We start from the raw sequence: 21,685 nt of genomic DNA, 5'->3' as shown, positions 1-21,685 counted from the left end.
CGAGAGTATATCGGCATGTATCTGGCAGGCCCGTCTCGTCCATGCAAAACAGCTGCTCAACTCGGCCGGGCACCGTCATCTTCAGATCAACGAAATCGCGTTTCTGAGCGGTTTCGCGGATCATTCAACCTTCGACCGCATGTTCAAGCGTGCCTTTGGGATGAAGCCTGGCGACATGCGCCAGATCAGTCTGGAGCACAGCCAGACGCAGTAGAGAGCGATGCTGAAGAAGGCCTGGTCTGGAACCCTGCCTGACCAGGCTCTACCGGCGTCTTGAGATAACCACCCAGTGCCGCGGCACGGATGACGACGATAGGATGGGTGCCTCTGCGGCAGCCACCGCATCCGTAGCGCTTGGGCCATGCAGGAAGTGGTGGCTTCATCAACCTGACATCCCGCCTGGGCTGTTCGCTCCGCTAGCCGGCACGTCGCGGGTCGCAATTCCAGCGAAATCGCCTGCATGCGATGGACGACAATAGGCCAGCCTGCGGACGGACACGCGATGCGCGATCCTGGTCACACGGAAGCTTTCAGAAGTCTTAATCTGATACCTGGCCAGCCGCCAGAAGCCCGCGGTGAGAGACGAAACCACCGCCTGAGGGACCCACAGTCAATTCATTCGGGAATGAGGCGGGACGGGCATCCTAACTCATCGCAGACGTTACGTAATAGAATCCTCGGCACCGCGCGGGCAACGCTAGGGTATTGGCAAGGCAACCGCGAGAAACAAGGCTTTCGATGCTCATGACTTTTCGGCGCAGTACGTCACCCTTCTCGTGCAAACCTGAGAATGAGCAGCCTTACGATTATGTCTCAGTGGAACTTGGGCGTCATTAGGAAGTAGAAATGTTTCGTCGGCTCCTCGCGTCCCTTGCCATGTTAGCTATCCCGGGCCTGGCTGAGGCTGGAACCTGTTCCTACCAGGGCAATACACGGATCTGCATTGGCGACTTCACCAACCCGGGCGGCGTGGCGCTCGACTATACGAGTATCGGAAGTAACGGCAGCAATGGGCGCGACGGCGTTGTCATCAGCCCGAATAGCGGAAAGCCAGGGGATAACAGCGGCAGTCCGAGCGAGCAGTTTCCGGGTTCTGCCTCATCCGGTTCGATCGCTGTGCGGGTTTTGAGCCAGGGCGGCACGGGTGGCACAGGCGGCGACAGTTATGTGGCCAGCGGCGGCGGCGAAGGCGGGCGTGGCGGGCAGACCGGCGCCGTCTCGCTGACGATGGCCGGCACGCGGATCACGGTCAGCGGCAATCAGGCGATCGGTGCACTCGCACAATCGACGGGCGGCGCCGGAGGGCGTGGGGGCAATGGCTATGTGATCGGCGGCGGGGGGGCCGGGGGGCTTGGGGCGGCCGCCAGCACCGTCACCGTCTCGACGAACAAGGCGACGATCACTGCGAACGGAACGAATGCCGTGGGGCTTGCGGCGATCTCCAGCGGCGGCAACGGCGGCAAGGGTGGAACCGGGAACCTCTCCACCGGCGGCTCCCATGGTGGCGATGGCGGCAATGGCGGCACCGTGCTGGTCAGCCTGGTCAACGATACCCAGATCAGAGCGAACGGCACCGGCGCGATCGGCGTCCTGGCACAAAGCAACGGTGGCCTTGGCGGGGCCGGGGGCAATGGCAATGTGGGTGGCGGTGGCGGCGGTGGCGGCACGGGCGGAAGCGGGGGCGCCGTTACCGTTGAGCTGGCCAGCACAGTTATCACGACCCAGAGCCAGTCGATCGGACTTTTGGCCCAGTCGATCGGCGGGTTCGGCGGCAATGGTGGCAGCGCATCGGGCATCGCCGTGAACGGCGGGGTTGGTCAGTCATCCGGCAATGGCGGTTCAGTCGGCGTAAACTTCCACGGCCTTGTCATCACAGACGGCAGCGGTTCGGTTGGCATCGAAGCGCAGTCCATCGGTGGTGGTGGCGGCGCCGGCGGGTCTTCCTCGGGCATCGCCACGGTCGGCGGCTCCGGTGCGGGCGGTGGCAACGCAGGTAACGTCTTCCTCGGGTTTGGGAATATCAACAGCTACGACATCACGCAGGTCATCACCCATGGGACCTTCGCGCCCGCCCTGTTGGCGCAATCGGTCGGCGGTGGCGGCGGCAGTGGCGGCGGCGGCGCGGGTATCGTCAATGTCGGCGGGGATGCCGGCGGCGGCGGCAACGGCGGAAACATCTCCTTCAACACCCGCGGGCCCGGCTCGCTATTCGATACGACGGGCGCGGAATCGGATGGGCTGCAGTTGCAGTCCATCGGCGGCGGCGGCGGCACGGGCGGCGCATCTGTGTCTGTCGGCCCCGTCTTCTCACTGGCCGTCGGCGGCAGTGGCGGCGGTGGCGGCAATGGCGGCAATATCTCGGTCAATGGATCCGGCGCGCTGCTCCCCATCAGTATCGTGACCAGAGGCAACGGGTCGACGGGCCTGGATTTGGAATCGACTGGCGGCGGTGGCGGCTCCGGCGGCTGGGCGGCGAGCACCGCGGTCGGGAACATCGCGGTTTCAACCGCCGTCGGGGGCAGTGGCGGCAATGGCGGCAACGCCGGCTCCATCCTCATGACCGGCGCGGGCACGATCTCCACCGGTGGGGACGATGCGGCTGGACTTCTGGCGCAATCGGCGGGCGGTGGCGGTGGACAGAGCGGGCTTGCCCTGAGCCTTGCCTTGTCGCCCGATGTTTCGGCCGCCGTGTCGGTGGGTGGCTCCGGCGGCGGCGGGGGCAACGGCGGCAACGTGGCGGTCGGCTGGGTCGGCGCCAATAGCAGCATCACGACCGCACGCAATTTCTCGCCCGGTATGGAGGTGGAGTCTGAAGGTGGTGGCGGCGGCGATGCCGGCCTGACCATCGCAGGCGCCGGGTCCATCGGGGGGGCGCTTGCTCTGGGTGTCGGCGGCAGCGGCGGCAACGGCGGCACCTCCGGCACTGCCATCGCGAACGCCCAGGGGACGGTGACGACGAAGGGCAATGACTCCGCCGGCATTCTGGCGGAATCGATCGCCGGTGGCGGTGGCAATGGTGGCGTCAGCATCGCGGCGGCGTTAGGTGGCCAGGCCGCGCTCAGCGCGGCGGTGGGGGGCAGCGGAGGCGGCGGTCAAGTCGCCGGGGCGGCTTCTGCGTCCTTCGGCGGCACGCTTTCCACCTCGGGGCTCGACTCACCCGGTGTCGGTGCCGCATCTGTCGGCGGTGGTGGGGGCGCCGGCGGGTTCGCCGGGACGGTCTCGCTCGGCCAGGGGGCAGCAACGCTCGGCGTGGCACTCGGGGGTTCCGGTGGCAGCGGTGGCTCCGGTTGGTCGGCTGATGCGACCTTGAGCGGCGGCACGATTTCGACCTTGGGCGCATCCTCGCCGGCGCTGAGCGCCACCTCCATTGGCGGTGGCGGCGGCTCGGGCGGGTTTGCGCTCGGTGTCAGCGGCGGCGGCTCGCTCAGCGGCAACGCGGCGATCGGCGGCTCAGGCGCCGGAGGCGCGGCCGGCGGCGGCGTGAGCGTGAATGCGACCGGTGCCATCACCTCCGCGGGGGCACTCTCCGATGCTATCGATGCCATGAGCGTCGGCGGCGGTGGCGGTTCCGGCGGCTTCGCCATCTCGGGGAACCTCGCCATGGGCCAGGGCGGCTTTGGCGTGGCCGTCGGCGGTTCGGGTGCGAACGGCGGCAACGGCGGTCAATCCGTCATCACCAACGCGGCGACGGTCAGCACCAGCGGCGCCGTCTCCAACGGCCTCGTCGCCTCCAGCATCGGCGGCGGTGGCGGCAGTGGCGGTTTCGCAATCGCTGGCACCATCACCGCGGGCAGTTCACCCAAAGGCATTACCATCGGGATTGGCGGTGGCGGCGGAACTGGGGGCAATGCAGGCACGGTCACCGTCAGGAATACCGGAGCGGTGACGGCTTCCGGCCAGGGATCCTCGGGCATCCTCGCCACCAGCGAAGGCGGCGGCGGCGGCAATGCCGGCTTTTCCGGCACGGTGTCGCTCGGCGCAAGTTCATCATTGACGACGAGCGTCACGGTCGGGCGGTCGGGCGGTAGCGGCGGGAATGGCAATGCCGTCACCGTCTTCAATAGCGGCAACATTATCTTGCCGAACACGGCAGCAGTCGGGAGTGGGTTTGGCCTGCTCGCCTTGAGTGTCGGTGGTGGCGGCGGCATTGGGGGCAGCGCGGGCTCGCTTCAGATCAGTGGCAAATCCTCCTGGAACGCCGGCGTCACCGTGGGCGGCAGCGGCGGGTCCGGCGGCACTGGCGCGCCGGTCCAGGTGAGCCAATCCGGCACGATCCAAACCTCCAGCGATGAGGCCAGCGACCTCGTGGCACAGAGCGTGGGCGGCGGCGGCGGCGATGGCGGCCTCGCCTTTGCTCAGAGCTATTCGGGCGGTTACCTCTCGGCCGCCTTGACCGTCGCGGTCGGCGGCAAGGGTGGCAAAGGGGGAGACGCCAGCACCGTATTTGTCACCAACTCGGGCGCTCTGAGCACGAAAGGCGACAGTGCCAACGGCATATTGGCGGAAAGTGTGGGCGGCGGCGGCGGCAACGGCGGCCTGGCCTCGTCGACGTCCGGGCTGGTGTCGGCGCAGAGCGGTGGCACCGCGTCCTTCGCGGTCGGCGGCAGTGGCGGCGCGGCCGGCCAGGGTTCCACCGTGACCGTCGGGAACTACGCGCCGATCATGACCGGCGGCGGCAGTGCAGACGGCATCCTGGCGCAAAGTGTCGGCGGCGGCGGCGGCAATGGCGGCGATGCCAAGGGCGTGGCGCAGACCCTCGCACTGTTCGCGCCGGGGAATACGGAAGCGGGCAAGGCCTTCGCTGTTTCGGTCTCCATCGGCGGCGCAGGCGGCGCCTCCGGCAATGGCGGCGCGGTTTCGGTCTCGAACGATTCCGCAATCGCGGTGTCGGGCGCCAACTCCCGTGGCATTGAGGCGCAGAGTGTCGGCGGCGGCGGCGGTGATGGCGGCGATCTATCGGCAAGCGGGGCGGAATTTCTCTCGCTTCTGCAGCTGGCGAACTTCGTCACGGGCAAGGGCACCGTCTATCCGATTTCGATCAATGTCGGTGGCAGCGGCGGCTCTTCCGGTTCCGGTGGCACGGTCACGGTTAAGAACACGGCCGCGATCACCACCTCCGGCACGGAAGATATCGCGATCGAGGCGCAATCCGTCGGCGGTGGCGGCGGCGATGGCGGGTTCGGGTTGCCAGGGCGGGTCAATGTCGGCGGCCAGGGCGGCAGCAGCGGCAATGGCGGCAGCGTAAGCGTGACCAATGCCGGAACCCTGATCACAACCGGTGGTTCCGGGACCGGCATCATGGCGCAGAGCATCGGGGGTGGCGGCGGCAATGGCGGCGACACGAGTTCGCCGATCGCCGCCCCAACATCGGCCGTCGGGTTTTCGATCGGCGGGTTTGGCGGCTCGAGTGGTTCGGGCGGCACGGTCGGCGTCGTCAATACCGGTGCCATCACGACCTCCAGCAGCTATGCGCCGGCAATCTTCGCCCAGAGCGTGGGGGGCGGCGGCGGCACGGGCGGAGACGGTGTGGTGGTTCCCTCACCCAAAATCACGGTGCCCGGGCTTGGCAGCAACGGCGGCAATGGTGGCAGCGTCAGCGTGAGCAACAGCGCGGCGATTGCGACCGCGGGGACTGCATCCTACGGCATTATGGCTGAGAGCGTGGGCGGCGGCGGCGGCGTTGCCGGCGGCTATTCCGGTGGTCTCGAACCGAGTGACGTGCCGGGCGTCACCGTCCCGGACATGTCATTTTCGTCCGGCAGCATCGGCACGTCTGCCGGTGGCAGCGGCGGCAATGTCTCCGTCACCAACAGCGGCGCGATCACCGTGACCGGCTCCGGCACCGTCGGCATTCTGGCGCAAAGCGTGGGCGGCAGTGGCGGTTTGTTCGGCACGTCCGGTGGCGTCGGGTTTCTGGGCAGCCTGGGCCTCGGATCCGGGACTGGCGGCAACGTCACGCTGACACAGTCGGGCGTTGTGCAGGCACTCGGCACTTATGATGTGGGCGTGCTGCTTCAGAGCATGGGGCCAGGCGGCAACGGCAATATCCAGGCCACGATCAACGGACAGATTCTCACCAATGCGCCGACCAGCACGGCCATGGAGGTGAGCGGCGGCAATGCCAACACTATCACCGTCGGCACGACCGGCCTCATTTCCGGACAGAAGGCGCTGTTCACCGGGTCGGGGAACGACACGGTCGATAACTACGGCACCATCACCGGCCTTATTGATCTTGGTGCCGGAACAAATAGCCTGAACAACCAGGTCGGGGGCGTTCTCAATACCGCGGCGACCGTCAATCTTGGATCCGGGGTGCTGGTCAATTCGGGCACGCTCCTGCCTGGTGGAGGCACCGCTGTTCAGACCACGATGATTGCCGGAGCGCTGAACAACACAAGCAATGGTACCCTGAGAATAAGTTTGGACAATGCCGGCGGCGGCGTGCAGTCGTCCCAAATCGTGGTCAATGGGCCAACCTCGCTCAACGGGAAGATCGTTGTAGCAGCGATCCCCGGAGGCGAGCTGCTGGTCCCCGGGACCTACACGATCACACCGGTCACAGCCACGACTCTTCTGCAGGATTCGTCCACCGGATCAAGTGTGGATGCGATTGTTACCTTTCTGAACAAGGAAATCGTCGGCAATAGCGTCCAAGCGCAGGTCAAGGTCAATTATGGGCTGCACGGGGTCAGAACCAGCACCGCCGCCAATTCAGTGGCCAATGCCATCGCGGCAATTGCCCGTGATGAAACATCGGTACTGCCCATCGACGCTGCTCTAGTCGATATGGAGCAAGCATCTTCGGAAGTGGCCCTTGAAGCGGACTATGAAAGTTTCAGTCCGCAAGCCTATGCGGCCAGCCGCGTTGCAACCACCTATGCCGCACTCGGCTACAATGACATGTTGTTCGACGGTGGCGCGGGTGCGCGTTTCCGTACGGAATCCAATGACGGCCATGTCTTCTGGGTGGATGTTTCCGGCGGCGTCTATCACGCGACCGCCGCCGAAACGAATTTCTCCCAGAGCGGCGCTGGACCCAGCCTGGGTGGGACGGCATCTCTGGCCGATGGGTGGAAAATCGGGTTCGGCGCGGGTGTGCATTATCTGACGAATAGCCTGACCGCCTACGCGAACGGCCAGGGTTGGCTCGGCGCGGCCGGCATTACGGCCGGCCATAGCCTGGGGCCGGTGGACGCCGCTGTTGCGCTGAGCGCCGGCGCCGAAGGTTTGCAGATGAACCGCACCGTTGCCGAGGGGCCTGACGGCGCGACGGCGAGCGGCTCGCAAACCATTGCCTTTGCGACGGCGACCGGTCGCCTCTCGCACGGCTTCCCCATCTCAGGATGGGAGGTCCGGCCGCTTGTCGAGGCGAGTGTGATCGGGATGGATTCGCCGTCCATGACGGAAAGCGGCGCGGGCGCACTGGATCTATCTGTTGATGGAACCACAACGGCGGCTTTGCGAGGCACGGTTGCGGTCGCATTGAGCGGCACCGTGCCGATCTTTGGCCTACCCGTGCAGCCCACCCTCCAGCTCGGCGCCAGCGGTTGGCTTGCTGGCGGCGGCGCGACCGTGACAGCCGCGTTCCAGGACGTTCCTGCCGACACGCCTTCGCTCGTTGGCTATGTACCTGACAATGGCGTGATGGGCGACGTTGGTCTGCGGCTGAATGTGGCGACACGAGGCGGCGTTGATTTGCGACTATCCTACGCGGGCCAGTTTAACGCACAGCAGAGCATTCAAGATTTCAGCTTGGACGCGGCGATGAAGTTTTAACAGGGTACAGAAGATCGAGAGGAGAGGCTCTTTCTTTGGCCAGCATAGCGTGACGATGCCCGCTAAGGACATCCATCCGATGACGCTTACCCGAATTGCTCTTGCGAACTGCTTTCTCCATCTTGCCGGCGACGTGTCACATCGATGAAAGCACCGATGCTTGCATTGCCGAGACGCGGTGGACAGGCGTTGGCGGCAATGCGCTCATCGCGTCGCTGGTGTCTGCGCCGCGGCGTCGGATCGTTGAGTGAGACCGGGAACGAATGGCGTTCGGCTTTCTGGTAGGCCACGATTGTTTCGCTCTCGCCATTCGCTGCTCGCCGGTCCTAACGCAAGGATAAGACTGAGGCTCTCAGGTCTGAAGGCACTTCCTGAACGAGGGGGTTTACGCTTCCGCGCAACCCCTTCGACCTGTTACGCCGGGAGAACCCCTTTCTTCTTCGCGGTCCAGGTTGCGATGTAATCCATGAGCCCGGGCGAAAGGCAGTCATAGGGCTCCAGATTCAGTTCCTTAAGGCGCGACCGAACGGCATCCATATTCGACGGGTCGAATCCGCTTTCGATAATCGACGACACGAATGCAGCGAAACCCGGTTGCGCCCAGCCACTCTCCTGAAAACGCTCGGGATGAATAAACGACAGTCCCTGGAAAGGATGCTCTCGTTCCACCGGCCCGTGCATGTGGACGCCGCACTCCTTGCACGCGTGACGAAGGATGAGGGCAGAGGGATCGACCACGGCGAGCTTGTCACTATTCTCAAGCACGTCTACGTCTTTCGTCGGCACGACTGCGACGATCGAAAAATTGGCCCCTGCCGGTTTCCAGCATTGGGTGCAGCCGCAGACGTGGTTATGCGCAAGGTCATGCCTGGTGCGGACCTTCACGGGCTTTTCGACGCATGCGCAAATCAATGTCCCACCAGAAAAAGCTGCCCCCGTTACCTGCCTCTGCGTGTCAATAAGAGGGTGTATCGCGATCACGCTCATGGCTGCTTTCCTTCCCACAATGCGCCGGACCCTTTGTCCGACTTTTGTAATTCTTTTGGCTAGCCGCGGTTTGCCGTTCCCACTTCCAGGTGCTCGGCAGGCCCTGTACATGGTCGCTTATTCCCCTCAGGACATTACCAGATTAATGGCGGCAGGTGATGGGCGGAAAGTGGGACGGGATCATCGCGATGATTGACCGCTTAGGCCGGTCATGCCGCGACGCCGGCTAAAGGCATGTCAGGCCAAAGGCCAAGCGTCGTGCACAATGCCCGTGGTAAGACCTGATCACGTTTCCGCCGAGCGTGAAGGTCAGCGTGCGGCCCATTTGCGGCGAATGCGGTCCGATGCGCCGGAGCGGATGGACCGGCCATGTCCGAACGCGACCGCATCGAAGCGGAGCGCAGCGATCTTGCGCTGGCTGCGGCGTCCTTCTTCCATATTTTCGAAGCCGAGCGGATCGCCCAGGCCGAGGATGTTCATGCCGACGTCGCCCGCGATCAGCATTCGCTCGCCCTGCCACAGCAAGGCGATCTGTCCTGCGCAGTGGCCGGGCGTATGAATGACTTGCAATCCGCCTGCGATGGGCAGCGTGTCGCCTTCGGTGATGTGCCGGTCGATCGATACTGGCTCCATCCTCTCATGCCGACGCCAAAAGAAGCGATAGGCGATCCGTTCCATCAGGCCGGGCGCGGGGCGCATGGGACGGAAAGGGCCACCGGTTTCTGCGATAGGCGCGTCGATGGGATGCATATAGGTGATCGCGCCCGTTTCCTGGACGATCGCTGCCGCGCTGCCGATATGGTCGGGATGATGGTGCGTGAAGATCAGGTGCCGGAGATCATGGGGATTGCGCCCAAGTTGGCGGATCGCGTCGAGCACGACCGATACCTTGCCGGGGAACCCAGCGTCCACCAGTGCGAGCTCGGAACCGCTGTCGAGCAGGACCGCATTCGCCGTGCCAAGGGGCAGGAGGTAGGCGTTGTCGATGATCTTCATCAGTTCCAATGCGCGGCTCCCATTTTGCGGGTTCGCATGCGGCCGGTGCCGGGCCTTCACGGCGGTCACGCCATTCGATCCGCCACAAGCCCTTTCTGTGTTGGTCCCTTGCGTATCAGAATAGGAGGAGGGTAATTTACAGTGTAAATCAGAGGCTGTCCAGTGGATGCGGAATCGGGATTGAGAGGCGCGTTGATCGCGGCGGCGCTCCGCATCCTCGAAACGAGCGGCGAGGAGCCAAGCTTGCGGGCAGTCGCCCGGGCAGCCGGCGTATCCGCCATGGCGCCCTACAACCACTTCTCGGATAAGGCCGATCTTCTGGCTGCCGTTGCCAATCATGGGTTCGAGGCCTTGAAGGGGGCCCTGGCCGTCGCCGATGACAGGCCTGAACCTCGAGAGGCCCTGATTGCCCAAGGCATTGCTTTTGTCGATTTCGCCAGGGCGAATCCGGCACTGTTCCGGCTGATGTACAGCCACCAGTACGGCAACGCCGATAGCGAGATGGTGCGGGCGACCTACAGAATTCTGGCCGATCGTGTCGCCGAAATACTGCCCGCCCAGGCGTCGGCCGCTACACTCGCCTGCCGGTCACTGGTGCAGGGCATGGCGACGATCGTCCTCAATGGAAGGCTCGCCCCATCCACACCGGACGATATCGTGATAGCGGTGCAGCTTCTTGTCCAGGGATTGCGAAGTCGAATCGATTGAGCACAACCACGGGCATGAGGGCGCTCGCTTGGACAGCGTTTGTAATCATCCCGAGGAATTTGTAATCGTTTGGAGGGACAGTTGGAGGGTCAGCGGTGACGGGGAAGAATTGGGACAGGGTACCGATCGATGCGCAGAGCATTGATGCACCCCTGTCGCGGGCGGCCGTCTTTCTCGTTGTCACCGTGCCAAGTGAACCGAGCGTTCTCGCGAAGGTCTGCTTAACGCTCGATGCGCTGGACGATCTTATCAAAAACGTCGGGTTCCGCGATCTGTCTGCCCGGCTGTCGTGCATTGTCGGAATCGGCAGCGAACTTTGGGATCGATTCGGCTCAGACAAGAGACCGGTGGAACTCAAGCCCTTTGCGCGGATCGACGGCGCCGCCCATGCGGCGCCGTCGACATCCGGCGATCTTCTCTTCCACATTCGATCTGAACGAGCGGACCTGTGCTTCGAATTCGAACGCATTTTGCTCGATAGCCTCGGCGATGGCGTAACGGTGGTCGACGAGGTATCGGGCTTTCGCTACTTCGATGCGCGTGACCTTCTCGGCTTCGTCGACGGCACGGCTAACCCTACCGGCGCCGATTTGCCCGTCGCGGCGATGGTCGGCGATGAGGATGCCGACTTCGCCGGCGGCAGCTATGTCGTCGTCCAGAAATATCTGCACGATCTCGGCTCATGGGCGCAGACGCCGGCATCGCTTCAGGAGGCGATCATCGGTCGCACGAAGATCGACAATATTGAAATTAACGACGACGATGCGCCGCGCAAATCGCATAAGTCTCTGGCAACGATCGTCGATGCGGACGGCAACGAACATGACATCTTGCGCGACAACATGCCATTTGGGCGGCCGGGACAACGGGAATTCGGAACCTATTTCATCGGCTACTCCCGGCATCTTTGGGTTATCGAAAAGATGCTGCAACGCATGTATATCGGTGACCCGCCGGGCGCCTACGACCGGCTGCTCGATTTTTCAACGCCGCACACCGGCACGACGTTCTTCGCTCCGTCTCGGCCAACGCTCCAAGCACTCGTTTCGGCGGCGCAGGAGAAGCTTAAGGTCGCTTGATCGGCCGGGCTTTCGCGTCCGCCGCCGGCAACGCGCGGATCGTCGACACAAGTCCCTCATTGAGCTGCGTCGCGACGCAACCGTCGCCAGCAGGGAGCGATTTCGCGAGGGCGTCGGGAGTGATGGCTTCGCACCCGGCTCCCGACGAGCGATGTGGAACAAAGCCACAAATCGCGCGCTTTCGCCGCTCACTCATCGATCTATTGGGGTGGCTGGGGGACCTGGATTCGAACCAAGGCTGCCCGGGTCAGAGCCGGGAGTTCTACCGCTAAACTATCCCCCATCGGGATGGCCGGGCACTTAACACGCGGTTCCGGGGGGATCAACCTCCCGCTTATGCGCGGCACTCATATGGGGCGCGCATCGCAGCACCTTCCAAAGTGGCGTGTGCCATGGGTGCCTGGCGGTGGGCATAGACAATCAGGACTACCCGCAACCGGACATTACCGCTATTTCAGGTCCATGACCGAACTGAACGGCTCGCCCGCGACCGGGCTGGGTGAGGCTGCTGCCGTGGAACTGGCCGATGCTGCCCGGCAGCTCGGTCGCGCCTCCGTCCTCGTGGTGGGGGACGCGATGCTGGACCGCTTCTTCTATGGCGAGGCCAACCGCATCAGCCTGGAGGCGCCGGTGCCGGTCCTCTGCGTCCAGCGCGAGTTGTCGCTGCCCGGCGGGGCCGCCAATGTCGTGCGCAATATTACGGCTGCCGGCGCCGCGGCGGCTTTTGTCTCGGTGGTAGGGGACGATTTGGCGGGCTCGGACCTCACGGCGCTGATCGGACGGCAGAGCGGGGTGGAACCCTGGCTTCTGGTCCAAGGCTCGCGGGCCACGACCGTCAAAACGCGCTTCCTGGCCCATGGGCAGCATTTGCTGCGCGTTGATACCGAAGACCCGGGTCCGCTCCATCCCAAGATCGCCGAGCGGCTGCTGCGCATCGCGTCGGACGCGATGGCGGCGACGAGCGTCACGATCCTCTCGGACTACAGCAAAGGCGTGCTGGCGGGCGAGATGCCGGCCCGCCTCATCACCGCCGCGAAGCAGGCCGGGCGCCCGATCGTGGTCGATCCGCGAGGAGAGGACTATGCGGGCTATGCCGGTGCCGACGTCATCATGCCGAATCGGCGAGAGCTTGCGGCCGTCACCGGCCTCCCCGCCGAAACGGATGGCGAGATCGAGATCGCGGCGCGCGCCCTGCTCGCGCGGTTTGCCATCGGCGCCGCCCTGGTCACCCGCTCCGAACACGGGATGAGTCTCGTAACCGCCGAGGCCTCCTGGCATTTCCCAGCCGAGGCGCTGGACGTTCATGATGTCTCGGGTGCTGGTGATACGGTCGCTGCCGTGCTCGCCGCGGGCATAGGCGCGCGCTTGCCGCTGCCCGTCGCAGCGCGGCTCGCCAACGTCGCGGCCGGCATCGTCGTCGGCAAGGTCGGCACCGCCGTCGCCAGGCTTGATGATATTCTGGTCAGGCTCGACCCTGGTTCCGGCAACCGCACCAAAATCGTCTCCCGCGAGGCGGCGATCGAACAGGCGGAGCGCTGGCGCCGCCGCGGCTGGCGCGTGGGCTTCACCCACGGCCGGTTTGAGCGGCTGCATCACGGCCATGTCCATCTTCTGGAACAGGCGCGCGGCGCCTGTGACCGGCTGATCGTCGCGATCGAGGGCGACGCGAATCCGACCCGGCGCCGCCGCCATCCGCGCGCCGCCGCGGACCGCGCGGCCGATCTCGCCGCCCTGCCGGCGGTCGATCTCGTCTGTGTTATCGAGGAAGAATCGCCGATCGACATGATTCTGGCGCTGCGGCCGGACCTGCTGGTGAAGGGGTCGGATCATGTCGAGGCCGAGATTATCGGTGCCGACAAAGTCACCGGCTGGGGTGGTACTGTGCTTCGCGCGGAGCTGCTTCCCGCTTCCGCGCGCGGCAAGGGCGCGATAGCTTCCCCCCGCGCCAGTTAAAAGGATTCCAGATATGGAACGTATAGAAGCGGGCGGCCTGAAGGTCGCCAAGCCGCTCCACGACTTTATCACGAGTGCCGCCCTGCCGGGCACCGGCCTCGATCCCGCCGCCTTTTGGGCTGGCTTTTCCGCTCTTGTTCATGAGTTGGCGCCGAAGAATCGCGCGCTTCTCGCTCAGCGGGACGCGCTGCAGGCTGCGATCGACAGCTGGCACAAGGAGCATAAGGGGCCGGGCGACGCCACGGCCTATCGCGCCTTCCTGAGCGAGATCGGCTATCTGCGGCCGGAGCCCGGGCCGTTCACCATCACGACGGAGAAGGTCGACCCCGAGATCGCGACCATCGCGGGGCCGCAGCTGGTCGTGCCCATTACCAATGCCCGTTACGCGTTGAATGCCGCCAATGCCCGCTGGGGCAGTCTCTACGATGCATTGTACGGCACGGACGCGATCGACGAGGCGAATGGGGCCGAGCGCGGCCGCGGCCTCAACCCCGTGCGGGCCGCCCGCGTCGTTGCCCGCGCCAAGGCCGTGTTGGACGAGATCGCGCCGCTTGCCGCCGGCACTCATGCCGAGGCGTCGGCCTATGTGGTGACGGACGGCGCTCTGCGCGTAGGTGGCCAGCCGCTTCAGACGCCGAGCCGCTTCGCGGGTTACCGTGGTGCGGCCGACGCACCCTCCGCCATTCTTCTCCGCCATAATGGGCTGCATGCGGAAATTGTGATCGACCGCGCCCATGCCATTGGCCGCGATGACCCGGCGGGGGTGGCCGACATCATCCTGGAATCCGCGATCAGCACGATCATGGATTGCGAGGATAGTGTCGCTGCCGTCGATGCCGAGGACAAACTTGCCGTCTATACGAACTGGCTCGGCCTCATGCAGGGCCGGCTGACCGCGAGCTTCGAAAAGGGCGGCCGCAGCCTCGAACGCAAGCTGGAGCCCGACCACAGCTTCACCGCGCCGGATGGTCGCACGCTCTGGCTTCCCGGTCGCAGCCTGATGCTGATCCGAAATGTCGGCCATCACATGTTCACGGATGCGATTCTCACCAGGGACGGCGAGGAGATCCCTGAAAACCTGATGGACGGCGTGGTCACATCGCTGATCGCGATGCACGACCTCCAATCGCAAGGGCCGATCCGTAACAGCCGCGCGGGTTCGGTCTATATCGTGAAGCCCAAAATGCACGGGCCCGAGGAAGTTGCCTTCGCCAATGGCTTCTTCGACCGGGTCGAGGATCTGCTCGGTCTCAGCCGCCATACGCTCAAGATGGGTATCATGGACGAGGAGCGCCGTACGTCCGCCAATCTCGCCGCCTGTATCGAGGCCGCAAAGGGCCGCGTCGTCTTCATCAACACCGGCTTCCTGGACCGCACGGGTGACGAGATTCACACCTCCATCGAGGCCGGCCCCATGGTGCGCAAGAACGCCATGAAGTCCACCGCCTGGATCAAGGCCTATGAGGACCGCAACGTCGACATCGGCCTCGCCGCCGGATTGCGTGGACGCGCCCAGATCGGCAAGGGCATGTGGGCTGCGCCAGACCGCATGGCGGAGATGCTCGAGCAGAAGGTCGGCCATCCACGCGCCGGGGCCAATACCGCTTGGGTGCCGTCCCCGACGGCCGCGACGCTCCACGCGCTGCATTACCACGCGGTCGATGTTGCGGCGCGGCAGGAGGAGCTTCTGTCCCGGGCAAAGGCAGGCCTCGACGCGCTGCTGACCATCCCGGTCTCCGAGGGCGTCAACTGGTCCCCCGAGGAGATCGCTCAGGAAATCGACAATAATGTCCAGGGCATCCTGGGCTATGTCGTGCGCTGGATCGATCAGGGGGTCGGCTGCTCCAAGGTCCCGGACATTCATGATGTCGGGTTGATGGAGGATCGGGCGACCTTGCGCATCAGCAGTCAGCACCTGGCGAATTGGCTGCTGCAGGGCGTGGTGTCGGAGGAGGAGGTCAAGGCCGCCCTCCGCCGCATGGCCGCCGTCGTCGACAAGCAGAATGCTGGGGACCCGCTCTATACCCCAATGGCGCCCGGCTTTGACGGGCCTGCCTTCAAGGCGGCGTCCGACCTCATCTTCAAGGGGCGCAGCCAGCCCAACGGCTATACGGAGTTCATTCTCCACCATTGGCGGCGGGTGGCGAAGGCCGGCTGATCGCCCAGCGGCTCTTTGCTTGACGGATCAGCGGGGGGTGATGATCGGTCATCCCCCGTTTTCTGGCCGATCGTCTGTCGCCCAGCCGCAGCGCCCGATACCTTTCCATCTTGGCAGCGAGCGAAAGCAATGGTCTTCTGCATTGCAGCAGACCAAGGTGAAGGATCGGCCATTGAAGCAAGCAAGGGTGAGGCGTTCCTCTCTTCTGGCAGCCATGGGGCTGCTCGCGGCGCTGCCTTGGCATGCGGCTTTCGCCGGACCGCCCGATAGCCTGACACTCGCGATCCCCCTTGAGCCGCCGGGGCTCGACCCCACGGCAGGTGCCGCCGCGGCCATCCGCGAAGTGACCTATGCCAATCTCTTCCAGGGCCTGACGCGTATCGACGCGCAGGGCCGCGTCATCCCCGATCTTGCAAAATCCTGGACCGTCTCGCCCGACGGTCTCACCTACACCTTCGATCTGCAGACGGGTGTCACCTTCTCAGACGGCACGCCCTTCGATTGCTCCATCGTCCAGTTCAGCTATGGCCGTGCAATGGCGCCGGACAGCGTGAATGCGCAAAAGCAACTTTTCGCGCCGATCGACAAGATTTCCTGCCCGAGCCCTGCCCAGGCGGTGATTACTTTGAAAGCGGCTACCTCGACCTTCCTGTACGACATGGCCTGGGGTGACGCGGTGATGGTGGCGCCCAAATCAGCCGCCACCAACAAGACCCATCCTGTGGGCACGGGCCCCTTCATGCTTAGCCGCTGGGTGCCGGGCGACCGGATCGAATTGGTCCGCAATCCGCATTACTGGGGGCCGGCTCCCAAGCTGGCCTCCGTCACGTTCCGCATCATTCCCGATCCGGCGGCGGCGACGGCGGCGCTTCTTTCCGGCGCGATCGACGCCTATCCCGATTTCCCGGCGCCTGAGACCGTGCCGAAATTCCAGCACGACCCGCGCTTCACGGTCGCCATCGGCACGACCGAGGGCAAGGTCATCATGGCGCTGAACGAGGCGCACAAGCCCTTCGACGATGTTCGCGTCCGCCGGGCCCTGGCTTACGCGATCGACCGCAAGTCGATCGTGGAAGCGGCCTATTCCGGCTTGGGCCAGGTCATCGGCTCGCACTACACGCCGAACGATCCGGGCTATGTCGATTTGGCCGACACCTATCCCTATGATCCTGCCCGGGCGAAGTCGCTGCTCAAGGCCGCGGGGGTAAAGCGAGGGTTCACGTTCACCATCATGCTGCCGCCACCGAGCTACGCCCAGCGCGCCGGCCAGTTGATCGCGGCCTATCTCTCCCAGGTCGGCATCAATGCGAAGCTTGAATCCGTCGAATGGGCGAAATGGCTGTCCCAGGTCTTTACCCAGACCGACTACGACGCGACCGTGATTGCGCATGTCGAGGCGCGGGATCTCGATATCTATGCCCGCCCGCACTACTACTTCAATTATCACAGCCCGAAATACGACGCCCTCTATGCGCAGTACATCGCGGCGACAGACCCTGCCACGCAAACCACGCTAGTGCAGCAGTTGCAACGTCAACTTGCTGAGGACGAGCCCAACATCTTCCTCTTTGCCCTGCCCAAGATCGGCATCTGGAGGGCCGGGCTGCAGGGCATGTGGACGAACGATCCGATGCCGGTGGATGACGTGACAGGCGTCTCTTGGGCGAAGTGAGACGCCCGTGACGGGCTATCTCCTGCGGCGTTTCGGCTCGCTGGTGGCGTCTCTCGTCTTCGCCTCGCTCGTCGTCTTCATCGTGCTGCAGATCCTGCCCGGGGATCCGGCCCTCGTCATCCTTGGGCCGGACGCGCGGCCCGATACGCTGGCAGCCCTCCGCCACCAGCTCGGCTTCGATCTGCCGGTCTGGCTTCGCTACCTGCATTGGGCGGGCGGTATCCTCACCGGCGATTTCGGACGCAGCACCGCCTATGATGCGCCGGCCGCGACGCTCATCCTGCAGCGGGTGGCGGTTACCCTTCCGCTCGCCGTCATGGCGATGCTGCTATCCGCGCTTCTCGCCATTCCACTCGGCGTTTGGGCGGCATCGCGGCGTGGTGCGGTCGATGGCGGGATCATGAGCGTCACCCAGATCGGCATTGCCATTCCGGATTTCTGGCTCGGTCTCCTGCTCATCCTTCTATTCGCTGTGCATTTCGCGCTTCTGCCGGCGGGGGGCTTTCCCGGCTGGTGGCATAGTGTGGGCGGCTCCATCCGCGCCCTCGTCCTTCCCATGATCGCGCTCGCCATTCCCCAGGCCGCCATCCTCACCCGTGTCACGCGGGGGGCGGTGCTCGATGTCGGTGTGCGGGATTTCCTGCGCACCGCGCGGGCCAAGGGCATGGCCGAAAGTGCCATCCTTTGGCGGCACGCCGTGCCGAATGCGCTGATCCCGGTGACCACGCTGATGGGCCTGCAATTCTCCTTCCTGCTCGCGGGCACCATCATCATCGAGAATGTCTTCACTCTGCCCGGGCTGGGATCGCTGCTCTTCCAGGCGATCGGCCAGCGGGATCTCGTCCTCGTGCAGGATCTCGTTCTGCTCTTCGCCGGGCTCGTGATCCTCATCAACTTCCTGGTCGATGTGCTGAACGCCGTGCTCGACCCGCGGCTCGCGGCGCGCCAGGCATGACGAATATGCGCATTCTCGCGGGCGGTGCCATCACCGGCGTCATCCTAGTCCTGGCCCTGGTATCGTTGGTCTGGACGCCTTATGGCCCGACCGCGATCGACATCCTCCACCGCCTGAGCGGCCCCACGGAGGCGCATCCCTTCGGGACGGATGCCTTCGGGCGGGACATTCTCTCCATGATCATGGTGGGCGCACAGAATTCCCTCATCGTCGCGCTTGTCTCCGTCGCCCTCGGCAGTCTCATCGGTATTCCGGTCGGGCTGCTCGCGGCTGCACGGGGCGGCTGGACGGAGGAGGTGCTGATGCGCGGCGCGGACCTCACCTTCGCCTTTCCAGCCTTGCTGACGGCGGTAATGATCACGGCGTTGCGCGGACCCGGGGCCTATACGGTGATGATTGCCATCGGCATCTTCACGGCTCCCGTGCTCGCCCGTGTCACGCGCGCGGCGGCGGGGGTGATCTGGGTGCAGGATTATGCGCGCGCCGCCCGCGCGCTCGGGCGCGGCAAGCCCGCTATCACCGCCATTCATATCCTGCCGAATATCCTGAGCGTCCTCATCGTGCAGATCACGATCCAGCTTTCCCTCGCCATCCTGGCGGAGGCCGCGCTCTCTTTCGTAGGTCTTGGCGCCCAGCCGCCGGCGCCCAGTTGGGGGCGAATGCTGAACGATGCCCAAACCTATATCTACACGGCCCCATTTCTGACGCTATTTCCGGGTCTTGCCATTGCCTTGGCGGTGCTCGGCCTCAACATGCTGGGCGACGGCCTCAGGGACGCTTTCGACCTCAGAGCGTGATCGTACCGGCTGGACGCAGGCCAGCTTTCAGCCGATACGAGAATCACACTCTAACTTATTGAAAGGGTTTGATTAGCCGATCAGACCCAAGACGACGGAGATGCGCATGACCGCACCCTGGACGGTGCAGACGCTGACGGCGGCACTCGACCGGGGTGAAATCTCCGCCGAGGCCGTGGCACGCCAGTCGCTCGCCCGCATGGCGGCGGAGGATGGACGGCTCAACGCCGTCATCACGCCGAACGAGCGGCTGCTGGAGGAAGCGCGCGCGATAGACCTGAGGCGCGCGGCCGGGGAGGCGCTGGGGCCGCTCGCCGGCGTACCGGTGCTGGTGAAGGATACGATGAATATGGCGGGCCTGCCGACGACCGGCGGCTGGTCGAAACTCTCTGCCCGCGCCGGCGGGGTGGACCTTGTGCCCCTTCGGGACTCCCCTGTGGTCGCGCGCATGCGGGCCGCGGGCGCGTTGCTTCTCGGCAAGACCAATGTGCCGGTGATGAGCGCCAGCGGTACCAATGCCAATGACAGCTGGGCCGGTCCCACGCTCAACGCCATCGCGCCCGAGCGCGCGCCCGGCGGCAGCAGCGCGGGCTCGGCCACGGGCGTCGCTGCTGGCTATGCCGTGATCGGGCTGGCGGAAGAGACCGGCGGGTCGATCCAGAATCCCGCCGCCGCGCAGGGGTTGGTCGGTATCAAGCCGACATTCGGCCTGGTGCCCAATTCCGGCGTCATGCCGCTTGCCGGCAGCACGCGGGACGTGGTGGGGCCGGTTGCCATGACGGTGATGGATGCGGCGATCGCGCTCGACGTGCTGGCCGGCTACACGGCTGAAGACCCGAAGACGGTGGCGGGCATCGGCCAGCGCCCCCCGGGCGGCTATGCCGGTTCGATCCGCCCGGGCGCGCTGAAGGGCAAGCGCCTCGGCCTCTATGGGGCGGGTTGGCGGCACGGTGCGTTGTCACCTGAAACGGCCGCGCTCTTCGCCCAGGCCTGTGACGGGCTGCGGGCGCTTGGCGCTGAGCTGGTGGAGGACCCTTTTGCCGGCAGCGGCTTCGCTGATCTCGCATGCTTCATCTCGGCGCTGCCTTATGATCCCCGAGGGGAGGAGTCGGTGGTTCATGATCTCGACCGCTATCTGCTCGCCTTCGGTGACAGCTCACCCGTTCATTCGCTCGAATCGCTGCGGGCGGTGACGGGCGTCGATCCATTCGATCGGGCGGGTCCGCTCGGTTATCTCTGGGAGATGGAACAATTTCCCGCTCTTGTGGCGAGCTACCGGGACGTGCCGAACCTATCCGCCTTCCGCGCCATTCGCGAAGATTACCTGTGGCTGTTCAACCGGGTGATGGCGCAGCACCGGCTGGACGGCATGGTGATGCCGCAGACGCGGGCCGAGCCGCCGCTGCTTTTCTCGCCCGATCCGATCCTGGAAACTGCGGTCTCCGAGATCAATATCGCAGGCCTGCCCGGCGTGACCGTACCGGCCGGTCTCTATCCTTCGGGCGCCGGCTTTGGCCTTCTGTTCACCGGGCCGCTTTGGAGCGAAGGGCTGCTCCTGTCCTTCGCCGCCGAATACGAGGCGATTACCTGCTGAAGCGATCCCGCCACGCGGGCAGCGCCTCGGAATAGGGCAGGGCGGTCGCTTCAAAAACACCGCGGGCAATCGCCCGCGCCGTGACCATGCCGGCGGCATGGCAAATGAGGGCGAGGCCGGCCGGGCCGATGGCCTCCCCCTGGCCGGTGCTGGCGCCGAACATGGTATCGCCGTCGAAGGTGAGATGGGCGGAATGGACGGCGCGGGCGAGTCCATCCTGCCCCGCAATCGCCAACCGCTTGGCCTGTGCTTTCGTAAGCGGCGCGTCCGTCACCACAAGGCCGATCGTCGTTCCGGTCTCCGGCAAGGCGACGCTCGTCGGATCCGGGTGGCCCTTCAGACGCGGGCGGAGACTCTCGGCCGGGAAGGGCGCCGGCGGCAGGCCGAGGCCGCCGAATTCGCCGTCCCGCTCGAAGGGGGCTGCCCAGAAATGCGGCCCCGGTCCCACCAGAGGATTGCCGACAGAATTGACGACGACGAGCGCCGCGACGCGGTAGCCTTCCGCGGTTACCATGCTGGCGGAGCCGAGCCCGCCTTTCACGAGCGGGGTCGTGGCGCCCGTGCCGGCGCCCTCCGTGCCTAGGGCGATGTCGCCGCCGACCGCGGCCTCGGCTGCCGCAAAGCCCATGTCGCGATAGGGGGAGAAGCGGCCCCAATCCTTGTTCCCACCATTGAGCAGATCGAAGATGATCGCCTGTGGCACGATCGGGATCAGCATCGGTCCGATGGGCGTACCGCGCCCCTGCGCGCGCAGCCAGGCCTGAACGCCGCCTGCTGCGTCCAGCCCGAAGCAGGAACCGCCGGAGAGGACGATCGCGTCCACCCGCTCGACCGTCATTTCAGGCTCCAGCATCGTCGTGTCCCGGCTGCCGGGCGCGCCACCGAGCACGCTGACGGAGGCCGTGGCGGCCTCCTCGAAGACGACGGCGGTGACGCCTGATCCCAGCACCAGATCGGTCGCGTGGCCAACCAGAACGCCGGGGATATCCGTCAGCAGATTGCGCATG

General features: G+C 65.2%; 13 protein-coding genes and 1 tRNA gene. 10 read left to right on the top strand and 4 right to left on the bottom strand.

Annotated features, from left to right (window positions below):
• Together VL752_RS18575 and VL752_RS18570 are read left to right on the top strand one after the other, a co-directional pair.
• The coding region (locus VL752_RS18575; RefSeq protein ID WP_325357487.1) for an AraC family transcriptional regulator at positions 1–214 on the top strand (214 nt) is incomplete at its 5' end.
• A 632-nt stretch (positions 215–846) separates the two neighbouring features.
• Positions 847–7,779: an autotransporter outer membrane beta-barrel domain-containing protein gene (locus VL752_RS18570; protein WP_325357486.1), complete on the top strand. Its 6,933-nt coding sequence runs from the start codon at positions 847–849 to the stop codon at positions 7,777–7,779.
• A 414-nt stretch (positions 7,780–8,193) separates the two neighbouring features.
• Here the strand turns inward: VL752_RS18570 and gfa are convergent, their stop codons facing one another.
• Together gfa and VL752_RS18560 are read right to left on the bottom strand one after the other, a co-directional pair.
• The gene (gfa, locus tag VL752_RS18565; protein ID WP_325357485.1) at positions 8,194–8,766 is read right to left on the bottom strand and encodes an S-(hydroxymethyl)glutathione synthase; all 573 of its coding nucleotides are present in this window, start codon (positions 8,764–8,766) and stop codon (positions 8,194–8,196) included.
• Positions 8,767–9,075: 309 nt separating this feature from the next.
• The gene (locus VL752_RS18560; RefSeq protein WP_325357483.1) at positions 9,076–10,101 is read right to left on the bottom strand and encodes an MBL fold metallo-hydrolase; all 1,026 of its coding nucleotides are present in this window, start codon (positions 10,099–10,101) and stop codon (positions 9,076–9,078) included.
• On the opposite strand from VL752_RS18560, the gene VL752_RS18555 reads away from it, so the two are divergent.
• Both VL752_RS18555 and VL752_RS18550 read left to right on the top strand, forming a co-directional pair.
• Complete coding sequence (locus VL752_RS18555) at positions 10,006–10,470, top strand: TetR/AcrR family transcriptional regulator (protein ID WP_408863175.1); 465 nt, start codon at positions 10,006–10,008, stop codon at positions 10,468–10,470. The two genes, VL752_RS18560 and VL752_RS18555, sit on opposite strands and share 96 nt — an antisense overlap.
• A 95-nt stretch (positions 10,471–10,565) precedes the next feature.
• Entirely contained in the window at positions 10,566–11,549 is a 984-nt protein-coding gene (locus tag VL752_RS18550; RefSeq protein ID WP_325357479.1) for a Dyp-type peroxidase, read from the top strand.
• A 209-nt stretch (positions 11,550–11,758) separates the two neighbouring features.
• On the opposite strand, the gene VL752_RS18545 is transcribed toward VL752_RS18550, so the two are convergent.
• Positions 11,759–11,832: transfer RNA gene (locus tag VL752_RS18545), tRNA-Gln, on the bottom strand.
• Between the two features lie 179 nt (positions 11,833–12,011).
• On the opposite strand from VL752_RS18545, the gene VL752_RS18540 reads away from it, so the two are divergent.
• From VL752_RS18540 to VL752_RS18515, 6 genes are all read left to right on the top strand, one after another.
• Positions 12,012–13,502, top strand: a complete 1,491-nt coding sequence (locus VL752_RS18540; protein WP_325357477.1) for a PfkB family carbohydrate kinase — start codon at positions 12,012–12,014, stop codon at positions 13,500–13,502.
• A 13-nt stretch (positions 13,503–13,515) separates the two neighbouring features.
• Positions 13,516–15,660: a malate synthase G gene (locus VL752_RS18535; RefSeq protein WP_325357475.1), complete on the top strand. Its 2,145-nt coding sequence runs from the start codon at positions 13,516–13,518 to the stop codon at positions 15,658–15,660.
• A gap of 187 nt (positions 15,661–15,847) precedes the next feature.
• Entirely contained in the window at positions 15,848–17,332 is a 1,485-nt protein-coding gene (locus tag VL752_RS18530) for an ABC transporter substrate-binding protein (RefSeq protein ID WP_325357473.1), read from the top strand.
• 7 nt (positions 17,333–17,339) lie between these two features.
• Positions 17,340–18,287 (top strand): ABC transporter permease, encoded by a 948-nt coding sequence (locus VL752_RS18525; protein WP_325357471.1) that lies wholly within the window; start codon positions 17,340–17,342, stop codon positions 18,285–18,287.
• Positions 18,284–19,084 carry an ABC transporter permease gene (locus VL752_RS18520; RefSeq protein ID WP_325357469.1) on the top strand — a complete coding sequence of 267 codons (801 nt, stop codon included), beginning with the start codon at positions 18,284–18,286 and terminating at the stop codon, positions 19,082–19,084. The genes VL752_RS18525 and VL752_RS18520 overlap by 4 nt, the downstream gene beginning before the upstream one ends.
• Positions 19,085–19,190: 106 nt before the next feature.
• Positions 19,191–20,678 (top strand): amidase, encoded by a 1,488-nt coding sequence (locus VL752_RS18515; RefSeq protein ID WP_325357467.1) that lies wholly within the window; start codon positions 19,191–19,193, stop codon positions 20,676–20,678.
• Here VL752_RS18515 and VL752_RS18510 read toward each other — a convergent pair.
• A complete protein-coding gene (locus tag VL752_RS18510; protein WP_325357465.1) occupies positions 20,668–21,684 on the bottom strand; it encodes a P1 family peptidase in 1,017 nt (338 codons plus the stop codon). The genes VL752_RS18515 and VL752_RS18510 overlap by 11 nt on opposite strands.
• Position 21,685 lies beyond the last annotated feature (1 nt).

This window comes from Acidisoma sp., assembly GCF_035492295.1.
Classification (GTDB): domain Bacteria; phylum Pseudomonadota; class Alphaproteobacteria; order Acetobacterales; family Acetobacteraceae; genus Acidisoma.
The sequence above is the reverse complement of the archived record's forward strand: the minus strand, read 5'-3'. Positions and strand labels throughout refer to the sequence as shown.